This is a genomic window from Polyangiaceae bacterium (assembly GCA_020633205.1).
Classification (GTDB): Bacteria; Myxococcota_A; Polyangia; order Polyangiales; family Polyangiaceae; genus JAHBVY01.
The window spans coordinates 167,486-180,818 of record JACKEB010000016.1 but is presented as its reverse complement, the minus strand read 5'-3'; the positions used below and the strand labels follow the sequence as shown (position 1 = coordinate 180,818).

The following is a 13,333-nucleotide window of genomic DNA, read 5'->3' as shown; positions in this document are numbered from 1 at the left end:
GCTAGTGTCGGCGGCGGAAGCGATAGTGAGCCACGAACCACTCGTCTCCGCCGCGGTAGCCCCATAGCTCCTCGCAAGCCATGAAGAACACCCGCCAGCGCATGAGCCAGCGCTGGGCCTCGGCGTTCGGTTCGTCGTTCGTGGTCCCGTAGTGCGCGGCCAAGACCTCCCGGGCGCGCTCCGCGCTCTCATCGAGCCGCGTGAGCCAGGCGCGCGCTGTTTTCGCGTAGTGCAGCCCGCTCACGCGCCAGCGTCGCTCCAGGCTCAACGAGTCCTGGAAGTTCAGCAGCAAGTCTTCGCTGGGCATCAAGCCCCCGCTGAAGAAGTGTCGTCCCATCCAGTCGTCCGCGCGCTCAGCCTCGAACGCGTAGGTGAGTTCCTTGTGAACGAAGATGTGGACGAACAGCTTGCCCGAAGTATCGAGCCAACTCGCGAGGCGCGCGAAGAGCGTGCGATAGTTTCGCAGGTGTTCGAACATCTCGACGCTGACGATGCGGTCGAACCGAGGAGAGATCCCCGCGGATATGAAGTCCTGAGCAGAGAGTGCGTTGGCGTCTTGGGTCAGAACTTGGAGATTCGTGAGGCCCCGCGCCGCCGCCTCGCGCAGGATGTGCTCGCGCTGGGTGCGCGAGTTCGAGACGCCGACGATCTTGCTCCGAGGGTAGCGCTCCGCCGCCCAGAGTGAGAAGGAGCCCCAGCCGCAGCCCAGGTCGAGCATCCGCTGCCCATCGACCAGCTCCGCGCGTTCGGCGTAGAGCTCGAGCATGCGTCGCTCGGCCGAGGCGAGGGTGTCGCCGCTGAAGTCTTCGCGCCTCTCGGGATGCTCGAAGGCACACGCAGAGTACTTCAGGTGGGGACCGAGGGCGATCTGGAACAGCTCCGTCGGGACTTCATAGTGTTGAGCGTTTGCCAATTCCGTGAGGATAGCCACGGGGCTTTGCTTCAGTACGTCGACCCACTCAGCGCGTCGCTCCCCCAAGCGCTCGAGGCCACCCTCGCGCTCTCGCGTCAGGCGCTGTTTGAGCAAGCGGCGGATCCCCAGGCGGATCATCGCGTCGGGTACATGACCGCGCTCCATCCACGAGAAGCCTTGCTCCGTCACGCGCCGCGTGGCTTGGCGCAGAAGCACGCCCAGCCCAACGCTGGGGGGCAACGGCGCGTTCACGAAATCTCCCCTAGACCGATTGCGCTCGTGGGGGTGAGGGGCGCGTCGGAGCGACGCATTGGGCCTTCGTACAAGAGCTGCGCGTTGCCGATGTAGCGCTCGCTGAAGGCGCCTTCGCAGTAGGCCAGGTACCACTCCCAGAGCCTGAGAAACTCTTCTCCGTACCCCAAAGCTGCGATCTCCCCACGCCGCGCCATGAAGCGCTCGCGCCAGTGACGGAGCGTCAAGGCGTAGTGGCTGCTGATGTCCTCCAGACCAATCAGCTTCAGATCGGTGCGGGAGCAGGCCTCCGAGAGCGCTGTGAGTGAGGGAATGCAGCTGCCTGGGAAGATGTAGCGCTTGATGAAATCGACGTTGTGCTTGTGCGCCTCGAAGCGCTGGTCCCGGATCGTGATCGCTTGAATCAACATCAAGCCGTCCGGCTTGAGCAAGCGCTCGCAGACTTGAAAGTAGTCGGAGAGGTACTGGTGCCCCACCGCTTCCACCATCTCGATGCTCACGAGTTTGTCGAAGCGACCCTGTGACTCCACCAGGAGCGGCAGGTCGCGGTAGTCACGCAGCAACACTTCGATGCGATCGTCCATACCCGCCTGCGCGACTCGCTGGCGAGCCAGGCGGTACTGTTCGCGGCTGAGCGTGGTCGTGGTGACTCGACATCCAAAGTGCTCCGCGGCGTGGACGGCTAGCGCTCCCCACCCGCTCCCGATCTCGACCAGGTGATCCGTCGGTTTCAGATCGAGCTTCCGACAGACTCGCTCGAGCTTGTTCACCGAGGCGTCGAACAGCGCCTGGTCAGGAGACTCGAAGACCGCGGCGGAGTAGCTGAGGGTTTCGTCGAGGAACTGGGAGTAGAAGTCGTTGCCGAGGTCGTAGTGTGCTTCGATGTTTCGCCGACTGCCACTCAGCGTGTTGCGCTGGAGTGCGTGGGCGAGGCGCGCAGCAGGCTTCGTCAGCTGCGCCAAGCCGCTGTCGAGCTGCCAGAGCGCGCCGCGATTGCGCGCGAAGATCCTCGCCAGGGTCGCAGGTTCCGCGCACGTCCAGTGCCCGCGAGCGTAGGCCTCAGCAGCGCCGATCGACCCGCCGAAGCACAAGTCGACGTAAGCTTGGGGCGAGCGAACCGAGACGCGTACCGGCTCCGGAAAATCCGGATGCAGCGTGCCGAAGGCGTGCGCTTGTTGACCATCCATCAAGACCACGGAGCCAACTTCCAAGCGCACGAGGCGACCGAGCAGCAAGCGTTTGGCAAACGCGGCAAGGGCGCCAGGACGCGCGGACCGTTCCTCGGAGTGGCGTTGAAGTGCCCGGTTCGGCGCGCTGAGCGGATTAGCGGTTGAATTATGCAGCAGCAGACTCTGGCTCATGGCGATCTTCCTCGGTTGGAGTCGAAGTGGGGCGCTCGGGCTCTTAAGCGTTACCGCGCGGATGTGGATAGAACGGCGCGCCCTTCAGCCAGAGCCGGAGTGCGTTCCAGTAGATGGCGCCAAACACCTTGCCGGTCATCAGCGGAAAGCGCGCGAGGGCGCCCCACGCTTGCGTTGTGGTGAGCGGTCGCCGCTCGAGGCTCAGATGCGCCGCAAACGTACGCTGCTCGGTTCGAGCGGGCTCGACGCCATCAGCCCCGAACCCTCGGTTGGTCATCGCGACCCGGAGTGCTTGCCCTGGGGCCCCGAAGCGCCAGCTGTAGCGCTGATCCATCGGCAGGAACGGGGAGACGTGAAAGGCCTTGTCAAACTCCCAGCACAGGTCGTCACCGCACAGCTTGGCTGCCGCTTTCGGCAACACGTACAGATGTCGCTCGCCCCAGGGCGTGTTGTCGACCTCGGCGATGATCACCTCGGGTTCCCTCGCCTGTTTATCCTCGGGGAAGCAGTAGTAGAAACTCACGGGGTTGAAGACAAAGCCCGCGTAGCGCAGGTGGGTGAGGAGGCGGATCGCACCTCCCGGCGGCTCGATCCCACGCTCCATCAGCAGTGAGTCGACGCTCGACCGCAGGCTGTGCTTCGGAGCCCCGAAATGATCGCTGCGCCGAAACTCCGCCAGCGCGGGGCGCCGCGACGACCAGCCGGGGATCGGGTCGAGCACCCGCGGTAGCTCGTCGAGATCGAGGTAGGCCATGAAGAGGCCATAGTCGAAGGCGTGAGCAGTCGGCCCGAAGCGCCGGTGGCTGACGCGACCGACGTAGAGCGCGCTGTGTGTTTCCGTGTGGTTCAAAGGCGGCACCCGAATGCCTCCCCGACGCGCACGGCGCTCACCACGCCATCCTCATGGAAGCCATAACCCCAGTACGCCCCGGCGAAGTGCGTGCGATGTTTCGCGCCACCGATCTCGGAATAGCGCAGGCGCGCCCGCGCGCTCGCCGCGTCGTAGACGGGATGGGCATAGTCGAATCGACCGAGGATGCGCTTCGGGTCGATGCTAGCGGTGCCGTTCAGCGTGACGCAGAAGGTGACGGGCGCCTCTAGACCCATCAGGTGGTTCATGTTGTAGGTCAACGTCGCGCGGGGGCGCGTAGCACCGCGAAATGCGCCCTTTGGGATGCTGTAGTTCCAGGCCGCCCAGGCTCCGCGGTTCTTCGGCAGCAGACGTTCGTCGGTGTGCAATACGACGTCGTTCTGCTGGTAGCGCATGGCGCCCAGCACTGCGCGTTCCGCGTCCCGAGCATCGAAGTCCAGCAGCCGCAGCGCTTGGTCGCTGTGGGTGGCGATCACCAGCTGATCGAAGGACTCCCAACCAGCGTGTGTGAGTAGCTTGACCTCGTCGCGGAGTCGCTCGACCCGCAGCACGGGACAGGCGGTGCGAATGCGCGTCGCAAATGGGCGGGTCAGCGGCTCCAGGTAGCTCCGGGAGCCTCCCTGAATCACCCGCCAGACCGGCTTGTGGAGCAGGTTCAACATCCCATGGTTGTGGAAGAACTCGATGAACAGCCGAAAAGGGAACGCGTGCTCGAGCTCCGTTAACGGAGCCGACCAGATTGCCGACCCCATGGGAACGATGAAGCGCTCCGCGAAATCTCGACTGTAGCGCCCCTCTCGCAGAAACTCCCCGAGGCTGTAGTCCCAGCTCAGCTGATCTCGGGTCGGCATGAGGGCCCGTGTTTCCCTGGAGAAGCGAAGCAGATCGAGGAGCGTGCGCCAGTGCGCCCGATCGAAGATGCGCCCGCGCTGCGCGAACCAGCCGCTCAAATAGCGCGACGAGTACTCGAGGCCGGTCTCTTCATCGTTGACCCCAAAACACATATCCGTGGGCTTGGACGCCACCCCGAGCTTGTCGAGCAAGCGGATGAAGTTCGGATACATCCAGTGGTTGAAGACGATGAAGCCCGTATCGATCGCGTAGGCTTGGCCTCCGACCTCCACGTCGAAGGTGTGGGTGTGCCCGCCGATCCTGGCGTCAGCCTCGAAGACGCTGACCTCGTGGCGCTTCGCGAGCAGCCAGGCGCTGGTCAAGCCGGCGATGCCGCTGCCGATGACAGCAACCCGCTGTCCAGGGGGTAACGGCGAAACCGATGCAACCATCTCTCGCCGCCTCGTAGGACCGCTCTTGCAACGGTCAATCGTAGCGCGAGGTGTTTGCGCATTTCAGCGCTCGCCCCTGGCGGCTTAAGAAAGCTGGTCTTACCGACGTCCTGAGGGGATGACGAGCCCATCGCCGAGGAGTGCGAAAATGATCTTGTTGGAAGAATCCTTGGAAGTGTCCGGCGACGCCGAAGTCGTGTTGGGGTACGTCGCGGACTTCGCGCACCTGCCGGCTTGGGATCCGAGCGTGGTGCGCGTTCAGCGTCTGGATGATGCGAAGGAAGTCGCGGTCGGCTCGCGCTTCTTGGTGTCGCTCAAGTCGCTAGGGCGAACGGTGAACGTCGACTACCGCGTGGTCGAACTCACGGATCGCGTCGCCACCCTGGTTGGTTCTAGCTCCGGAGTGAACGCCGTGGACGAGATCCGCGTGGAACAGCGGGGATCTCGGGTACGGGTCAGCTACCGCGCGGAGATTTCGCTGCTTGGCATACTGAGGCCGATGGAGGGGCTCTTGCGATCGCGCATCGTAGCCGGCGGCAAAGCTGCCATCACGAACCTCAGGGAGCGCCTCGAGCATCTCGACGTCGCCCGGCGCGCCGAAGACTCTGTCCCCGCCGTGGCCTGACCATGCTGAACTGGCTTCTGGATCGGAGTGTCGTTTTCAACTTCGATCGCACCGGCTTCAAGCGTCACGCGAGAGGCTTCCTAGCGAGTGACCTCGAGGTAAACCTTGCCGGCCGCACGGTGCTCGTCACCGGCGCGAACTCGGGGCTCGGCTTCGAGGCTTGCCGGGGGTTAGGGGAGTTAGGTGCCCATGTGGTCCTCCTGTGTCGCAACGCAGCCCGCGGACGCGACGCGTGTGAGCGACTTCAGCAAGCCGTACCCAGTGGGAGCTTCGAGCTCGAGCTGCTCGACGTATCGCGGCTCGCGGACGTCGAGCGCTACGTCACTCAACGGGCTCCGGATGTGGTCGACGTGTTGATCAACAACGCCGGGGTACTCCCGGCGACGCGTGAGGAGACACCAGAGGGCGTCGAACTCTGCTTTGCGACCAATGTGCTCGGTCCGTTTGCGCTCACCCGCGGGTTGTTATCGAAGTTGCGCCGGTCCGACGACCCCCGGGTGATTCACGTTTCGAGCGGCGGCATGTATCCGGTTGCCCTCGACCTCGCTGATTGGGAGTGGAAGACCCGGGACTACGCTGGGACCCGGGCCTACGCGCTCACCAAACGCGCCGAGGTCGTGCTCAACGAGCTCTGGGCGTCCCGCGAGAGTTGGCTCACGAGCTCGGCCATGCACCCGGGGTGGGCAGATACGCCCGCCGTGAGGAGTTCCCTGCCGCGCTTTCACCAGATCACCCGCGCGATTCTGCGTAGCCCAGCCGAAGGGGCTGACACCATCGTGTGGCTTGCGGCTTGTGCGCGCTTGCGTGGCGAGAGCGGTCACTTCTGGTTCGACCGCCAGCGCGCCCCCAGCCATGTGTTTCCCACGACTCGGAGTGGAGACCGCCATGGCCCCGCGCTTTGGGAGCTGTGCGAGTCGCTCATGGCGCGTGAGAAAGCCGCGGGTCAGCGTCACGCTGCTGCGACCTGAAAGCCGCGACGTGGCTGCTGCGGCAGCGCTTTTGTGCCTGCATCGGCGGTCGCGAAATTTGGCCCGTGAGTAACGCGCATGGCAGCGTCGGAGCGAGCCTCGAACAGTGGGAAAGCAAGGGTTTCCCACCGCTTGGGCAGGGTACCTCACCCCCCAAAAAGTTCGCGGCGCTTCGACCAGTCCGAGCCGAATACCGGAGCCAAAAAAGGAAGCCATGCGCAGCTACACCGGCCTCAGCCAACCCGAGATCGTCGTTGGGCTCGACCTCGGCACCACCAAGGTGAGTGCCGTGGTGGGCGAGGTAGATAGTGACGGGATCACCATCCTTGGGGTGGGCAACGTACCTTGTCGCGGTCTCCGCAAAGGTGTGGTCAGCAACATCGAGTGGACTGTGCGCGCGATCCGCGAGGCCATCGACGCCGCTCAGACCATGGCCGGTGTCGAGATCAGCACGGTCTACGCCGGCGTCGCTGGCAGCCACATCCGCAGCCACATGTCCGACGGCGTGTGTGCCATCAGCGGGCGCGAGGTGATGAGCAGCGACCTCGACCGGGTGCTCGAAGGCGCTCGTGCGATCCCGGTGGATGCGGACCGCATGATCCTTCACGCGTTGCCGCGCGAATACATCGTCGATACCCAAGACGGGATCCGCGATCCGATCGGGATGAGCGGTGTTCGACTCCAGGTGCGGGTGAACCTCGTCACCGCGGCGACTTCTTGCGTGCAGAACGTGATCCGCTGCGTTGAGCGCTGCAACCTTCACGTGGCCGACGTGGTGTTGGAGCCGCTGGCCTCCAGCGAAGCCGTGCTCAGCGAGGACGAAAAAGAGATCGGCGTCGCCGTGATCGACATGGGCGGAGGCACCACGGATCTGTTGGTGTACGCAGACGGCGGCATCGCCCACACCAGCGTGATTCCGGCAGGCGGCAACAACGTGACGAGCGACGTTGCCGCGGGGTTACGTACTCCAATGGGTGAGGCGGAGCGCCTAAAGCGCAACTACGGCTGCGCCCTCGGCCGCATGATCGCCGATGAGGAGGAGATCGAGGTGCCTGGCGTGGGTGGGCACTCGCCCCGGCGCGTCGCGCGTCGCGTGTTGAGCGACATCATCGAGCCCCGCGTCGAAGAGATCTTCAGCGAGGCTCGGCGCCGCATCGAAGACGCCGGCTTGCTCGACCAGGTAGCCTCTGGAGCGGTGCTCACGGGCGGCTCCGTGCTGATGGAAGGCATGGTCGAGTGCGCCGAAGAGATCTTGGGCATGCCTGTGCGCCTCGGGTTTCCCGTCGGCATGAAGGGCATCGTGCAGCTGGTCCAGGGGCCGCAGTACGCGACAGGCGTGGGACTCGTCCAGTACGGCGCCTTGCAGCTGGCTCAGGCGGCGGCCCGGGGCGAGTACGAGGAGTACTACGAGGAGCCCGCGCAGCCAGAGCCCGCCGAGGTGCGGATGCGGAGGCGCAAAGGGGGCTTCTGGGGTTGGCTCAAGGACGCCTTCTAGAATTCACGAACCGGCCGAAAAAGGGCCGGTTTGAGCTTTTGTGACGTCACTTATTAGGCCAGTTTGGGAGTTTTGGTTCAGTAAGGGGTTACGCACCGGGTCGCCGGCGAGAGAGCGGGTTCGAGTCCAGGGAAGAGGCAGCCCAAGGCTCGAGGACAACACCCCTCGATCGAGGCACTGCGGTGTTTCCGCACAGCTCCATCACTTCGGGGCGAGTGCACCGGGAGGAAGGCAACATGAGTTTCTCGATTGAGTTTGCTGACGAGTCGCCGCAGTACCAAGCGCGCATCAAGGTGATCGGTGTCGGCGGGTCCGGCAACAACGCGATCAATACGATGATTTCCTTCGCGCTCGAGGGCGTGGAGTTCGTCAGCGTCAACACGGACGCCCAGGCGCTCAACGCAAACCTGGCTCCACTAAAGCTTTCAGTCGGCCAAGCAGTGACCCGCGGTCTGGGTGCTGGTGCTGACCCCGAGCGCGGTCGCAAAGCGGCGCTCGAAGACGTGACCCGCCTCAAGGAGGCAATCAGCGGGGCCGACATGGTCTTCGTCACCGCTGGCATGGGAGGCGGTACCGGTACCGGCGCCGCACCCGTCATCGCGCAGCTCGCGCGTGAGGAAGGTGCGCTCACCGTTGGTGTCGTCACCAAGCCCTTCGTCTTCGAAGGCCGTCAGCGCGCCCGCCGCGCCGAGCAGGGCCTGGCCCAGCTTGCTGAGCATGTCGACACGCTCATCACCATCCCCAACGAGAAGTTGGTGGCGCTTGGTGACGACGACCTGAGCTTCGTGGACGCCTTCCGCAAGGCGGACGAGGTGCTCTACCAAGCAGTGAAGGGGATCAGCGATCTCATCACTCAGGAAGGCATCGTGAACGTCGACTTCGCCGACGTGCGCACTGTGATGGAGAACATGGGTCGCGCGCTCATGGGCACCGGTTGCGCGAAGGGTGAAGGCCGCGCGCGCCTGGCTGCAGAGGCGGCCATTCAGAGTCCGTTGCTCGACAACATCAGCGTCGACGGCGCTACGGGTGTGTTGATCAACGTCGTCGGCGGACCCGACATGAAGATGCGCGAGATCAACGAGGCTGCGACCTACATTCAGGAGCAGGCTCACGAGGACGCGAACATCATCTTCGGCGCTACGATCGACGAGAACATGTCCGAGGCCATCAAGGTCACGGTCATCGCGACCGGCTTCGAGCGCGCTGCGGAAGAGCCCCAAGAGCTCTTGCGTCAGGCGAGCCGCCAACCTCTCGAGCGTCCGGCTCCGCGTCAGGAGGCCCGTCCCTCCGAGGCCGCGCCCGTACGTCGTGAACAGCGCCCCGAGATTTCCGCACGGGCTCTCGAGGAGCTCGACCGCGAGCCTGCGACGGTTTACTCGAGGCGCCCCGCCGCGGCCGCAGCGAGTCTCCAGGCGCGCTCCGAGAACTCCGGACTGCCCTCGGTCCGCGACCGCATCACGTTCCCATCGAACGTGGACCGCGACTGGGACACGCCTGCCTACCAGCGGCGAAACGGCGGCTGATCTTCCGAGGTCGAGCGCGCCTGCCGCCTCAGGCGCGCGTGGCTTCGGCGTTGCCCTATTCGCGCCCGCTGCTGAGCGGTCGCGAACGACAACACTACCTCCTGCGAACGAAGGCGCCCCTCGTGTTGGTCCACGGGGGGCGTCGCCTTTTTTTGTGCGCCCGAGGGCGGTCAACCCGGTGTCCCGAGACGCGAAAATCGCCCGCGTTCTGCCAGGTGGAGCGGCGCTCGCGGCGCCTGACGCCCTCTGAATCGGAAGCTGCGCCTCGGGGTGTCGAGCTTTCCCCGGCCTGAGCCTCGCTGAGTGCGTCGGCTTTGGGTACGCTTGGGGTTGCCGTGGTCTGGGGCCCGGCTGCGCGCGATGAATCCTTTTCAGCAGAGCTTGCTCGTCGTTGATCCAAACCCCGACTCTGCGGAGGCGCTGTCTGCCGTTCTCGCTGAGTTGCAGGTGGAGGCCACTCGTGTGGGCACTCAGAAGGACGCGCTGCATGAGTTGGCTCGGCGTGACTACTCTGGAGTGGCGGTCTGCGTTCAGCTGCCCGATGCCAGCGGGCTCGAGTTGCTGAGCAAGCTCGGTCAGTACTCCGAGGCCTTGCCCGTTGTGGTGATCACCGATCAGGGCAAGACCTCCCTCGGCGTCAAAGCCGTGCGCATGGGGGCGAATGACTTTCTCTGCCGTCCGTTCGAAGAAGAGGAGGTCAAGTACGTCATCCAGAAGATGTTGAGCCTGTATCGCGCGGGCGCCGACGAACCCCCGAAGAGCGCGCGCCTCAGCCTCCGCTCGAACATCATCGGAACTTCCCCGGTGATGGTGGAGCTCGAGCGCACGATCCATCGTGTCGCGGACGGTGTTGCGACAGTGCTTATCCGTGGGGAAAGCGGTACGGGGAAGGAGTTGGTGGCGCGGCGTATCCACGACGAGAGCCCGCGCAAGGACGGACCTTTCATCAAGGTGCACTGCGGGGCGCTGCCGGATAACCTGCTGGAGAGCGAGCTGTTCGGCTACGAGAAGGGCGCGTTTACCGGCGCGACCCAGCGCAAGCCGGGCCGCGTGGAGCTGGCGGAGGGGGGAACGCTGTTCCTCGACGAGATCGGCGACATCACTCCGGCAATTCAGGTGAAGTTGCTGCGCGTCCTTCAGGAACGCGAGTACGAGCGCTTGGGTGGAACGCAAACGCTGCAGGCGGATGTGCGATTCGTTGCGGCGACGCACCGCGACCTGGACGGCATGGTGCGCAGCGGAGATTTCCGCGAGGATCTCTTCTATCGTCTGAGCGTTGTGCCCCTATTTGTGCCGCCGTTGCGCGCGCGCCCGGATGATATCGCCGAGCTGGCGATGCATTTCGCTCGCACTGCGGGTCTGAACAATGGTCGTACTGCCATGGGCATCGACGCCCCAGCCCTCGAGATGCTGCGCAGCCACCGCTGGCCCGGGAACGTGCGCCAGCTTCAGAACTTCATCGAGCGCCTCGTTCTATTGGCCGATGGCCCGCGCATCTCGGCGCGCGACTGCGCGATGTGGCAGCCAGGCATCGACAACGGCGCCGTCGACCAGAAGACGGCGATGGCCGCCTACGGTGCCGCTCGGACTGCTCCAGAGTCGGCAGTTTCTGAGGCGCTCGCGCCGGAGAGCGAAGACGTGGAAGTCGTGGAACTCGCGACTGCCATTGCGCGTGCAGAAAAACTCGCGCTAGAGCGGGCCCTGAAGAAGGCTGGCGGAAATCGGAATGTTGCCGCGCGGATGCTGGGCGTCAGTCGCCGCACGCTCTATTACAAGCTGAACGAGCACGGCGTGAGCTAGCTCCGGCGCGGTTACTCCAGCTTCACGTCGAACAGGTAGAGGTACTTTCGGCTGCCCGGGCGCTGTAGCAGGAGTTCGTAGCGGCCCGTCTTGAGGCGCTGCGCCGGTAGCTCGAGCTGGATCAGACCGCGGGAGCCGCGCGCGTCACCTTCATGCTGCCACACCACGTTGTGCTGAAACATCAGGCGGCTGGACCAAGGCTCCGCGCCTGTCTCGGGCGTCAGCACCTGCAGCACCAGGCGCGGATCTGACTCGCCGAGCTTGTAGGCGTTCACGGCGTGGGCTGGCAGCGCAGCGCTCTGCTCATCGCTCACCGGTTGGCTCGGATAAGGCTGAAGAACTGAAGTTGGCAGACCCGACCGCGGCGCGATGGCCAGGCGCCGCTCCTCTGGAGCGTGACTTGTCCCGTCCGAATCCGGCGGGGGCGTACGCAGAGCTGGGGTAGCGCCAAAGAGACCCGACGAACCCTTCTTTGGTGTTACCGCGCGGTAAGCAACTGCGGCGGCGCCTGCGACGGCGACGCTCAGAAACAAGACTCGACGGTTGAGGCGCGCCTGGGGGCTCGCCTTCACGCAGGGATCAGCTCCGGGTACACGGGCTCCCACATCGCCTGGCTGACCGCGTCGTAGATCGCGTTCGGTTCGAACGACTTTCCGACGTTTTGCTCAGCGGCGTCCTTCACCACAGCACAGGCGATCTTGCGGGTGATCTCCCGTAGCCGGTGCATGCGTGGGAACAGCGCCCCTTGTTCCAGATCCTCGTCGGTGAGCTCCGAGGCGAGCGTATGGGCGGCGACGGTGAACATCGAGTCGGTGACTTCGCTGGCCTCGGCGACCAGGGCGCCCAAGCCGACGCCGGGGAACACGTACACGTTATTGCCCTGACCGATACGCACGGTGCGGCCGTCAGGCAGCGTCACGGGCTCGAACGGGCTCCCCGTCGCCACCAGCGCCCGACCGTCGGTCCAGCGCAGTAAGTCCTCCGGCACGGCCTCGCTCTTGCTGGTTGGATTGGAGAAGGGCAAGATCGCCGGCGCGTCGCAGTGTTTGGCCATCTCGCGCACGATCTCTTCGCTGAAGACACCCGGTTGCCCCGAGGTACCGATGAGCACGGTGGGCTTGAGCGCCTTGACCACCTCCAACAGCTCGATGGGCTGTGCGGGGTCCAAGCCCAGCTCGCGCACGAGCTCTTCCGGCCAGGCGAACTCGCGCTTGTACTCGTCGCGGAAGTCTCGGGAGTCGACGATTAGGCCGCGGCTGTCCAGCACCGCGACAGCACGCGTCAGCGCCGCGCCGCTCAAGCCCGCGCTCTCCAGCGCATCGCGGATCTGATGTCCAATGCCCACGCCGGCAGCGCCGGCTCCCAGGATCACAACGCGTTGATCCGTTAGCTTGGCGTTGCGCTTGCGCACGGCCGCGAAGATCCCCGCGACCGCGACCGCCGCGGTGCCCTGGATGTCGTCGTTGAAGGAGCAGAGTCGCTTGCGGTACTTCGTGAGCAGGGTGAACGCATTCGCCTTCTTGAAGTCTTCCCACTGAAGCAGTGCCTTGGGGAAACGGGTCATGACCGCCTCCACGAACTCCTCCACCAGGTCGTAGTAGCGCTGGCCGCGAAGCCTGGGGTGGCGCCAGCCGACGTACAGCTCATTGTTCAACAGCTCTTCGTTGTCCGTGCCTACATCGAGGCTGATGGGCAGCGTTTGGTTCGGATGGATGCCTGCGCCCAACGTGTAAAGCGACAGCTTGCCAATCGGGATCCCCATGCCGCCCGCGCCCTGGTCACCGAGGCCGAGGATGCGCTCGTTGTCCGTCACCACGATGAGACGTACGTCGTCCGTAGCAGCGTTCGCCAGCACCTGCTCGATGCGCCCGGAGTCCTCGGGGGTGATCCAAATCCCGCGCCCACGTCGGAAGATCTGGGAGAAGAACTTGCAGGCTTCACCCACCGTAGGTGTGTAGACGATGGGCATGAGCTCTTCGACGTGCTCGCCGAGCACGCGATAGAACAGCGTCTCATTGCGATCCTGCAGCGCCGCCATGCCGATGTAGCGCTCCAGTGGATCCGCCTTGCGGGAGATATTGCCGTAGGCCCGCGCTGCCTGAATCGCCATGGGCGTCGGGTTCTGTGGCAAGAGGCCCCGTAAGCCGAAGGCGTCGCGCTCCGCTTCGGTGAAGGCTGTGCCTTTGTTGAGCAGTGGATTGCAGAGCAAGGCGCGACCGCGCTCATGCACGACGACGCGCGG

Annotated in this window: 11 protein-coding genes; 5 read left to right on the top strand and 6 right to left on the bottom strand. The window is 64.8% G+C overall.

Annotation, left to right across the window (positions count from 1 at the left end):
* Position 1 precedes the first annotated feature (1 nt).
* The 4 genes from H6718_25425 to H6718_25410 all read right to left on the bottom strand — a co-directional run bounded on the left by H6718_25425 (position 2) and on the right by H6718_25410 (position 4,680).
* Entirely contained in the window at positions 2-1,078 is a 1,077-nt protein-coding gene (locus H6718_25425) for a class I SAM-dependent methyltransferase (GenBank protein ID MCB9588777.1), read from the bottom strand.
* A gap of 83 nt (positions 1,079-1,161) precedes the next feature.
* Entirely contained in the window at positions 1,162-2,526 is a 1,365-nt protein-coding gene (locus H6718_25420) for a class I SAM-dependent methyltransferase (GenBank protein MCB9588776.1), read from the bottom strand.
* 43 nt (positions 2,527-2,569) lie between these two features.
* The gene (locus tag H6718_25415) at positions 2,570-3,376 is read right to left on the bottom strand and encodes a DUF1365 domain-containing protein (protein ID MCB9588775.1); all 807 of its coding nucleotides are present in this window, start codon (positions 3,374-3,376) and stop codon (positions 2,570-2,572) included.
* Entirely contained in the window at positions 3,373-4,680 is a 1,308-nt protein-coding gene (locus tag H6718_25410) for an FAD-dependent oxidoreductase (GenBank protein MCB9588774.1), read from the bottom strand. Before H6718_25410 ends, H6718_25415 begins: the two co-directional genes overlap by 4 nt.
* Before the next feature lie 148 nt (positions 4,681-4,828).
* On the opposite strand from H6718_25410, the gene H6718_25405 reads away from it, so the two are divergent.
* The 5 genes from H6718_25405 to H6718_25385 all read left to right on the top strand — a co-directional run bounded on the left by H6718_25405 (position 4,829) and on the right by H6718_25385 (position 11,091).
* The gene (locus H6718_25405; GenBank protein ID MCB9588773.1) at positions 4,829-5,305 is read left to right on the top strand and encodes an SRPBCC family protein; all 477 of its coding nucleotides are present in this window, start codon (positions 4,829-4,831) and stop codon (positions 5,303-5,305) included.
* A gap of 2 nt (positions 5,306-5,307) precedes the next feature.
* Positions 5,308-6,273: an SDR family NAD(P)-dependent oxidoreductase gene (locus H6718_25400; protein ID MCB9588772.1), complete on the top strand. Its 966-nt coding sequence runs from the start codon at positions 5,308-5,310 to the stop codon at positions 6,271-6,273.
* Positions 6,274-6,487: 214 nt separating this feature from the next.
* On the top strand, positions 6,488-7,768 hold the full coding sequence (ftsA, locus tag H6718_25395; GenBank protein ID MCB9588771.1) for a cell division protein FtsA: 1,281 nt from the start codon (positions 6,488-6,490) through the stop codon (positions 7,766-7,768).
* 236 nt (positions 7,769-8,004) lie between these two features.
* Complete coding sequence (ftsZ, locus tag H6718_25390; GenBank protein ID MCB9588770.1) at positions 8,005-9,291, top strand: cell division protein FtsZ; 1,287 nt, start codon at positions 8,005-8,007, stop codon at positions 9,289-9,291.
* A 360-nt stretch (positions 9,292-9,651) separates the two neighbouring features.
* Positions 9,652-11,091: a sigma-54-dependent Fis family transcriptional regulator gene (locus tag H6718_25385; protein MCB9588769.1), complete on the top strand. Its 1,440-nt coding sequence runs from the start codon at positions 9,652-9,654 to the stop codon at positions 11,089-11,091.
* A gap of 11 nt (positions 11,092-11,102) precedes the next feature.
* Here the strand turns inward: H6718_25385 and H6718_25380 are convergent, their stop codons facing one another.
* Complete coding sequence (locus H6718_25380) at positions 11,103-11,663, bottom strand: hypothetical protein (GenBank protein ID MCB9588768.1); 561 nt, start codon at positions 11,661-11,663, stop codon at positions 11,103-11,105.
* Positions 11,660-13,321, bottom strand: a complete 1,662-nt coding sequence (locus tag H6718_25375) for an NAD-dependent malic enzyme (GenBank protein ID MCB9588767.1) — start codon at positions 13,319-13,321, stop codon at positions 11,660-11,662. The genes H6718_25380 and H6718_25375 overlap by 4 nt, the downstream gene beginning before the upstream one ends.
* Positions 13,322-13,333 lie beyond the last annotated feature (12 nt).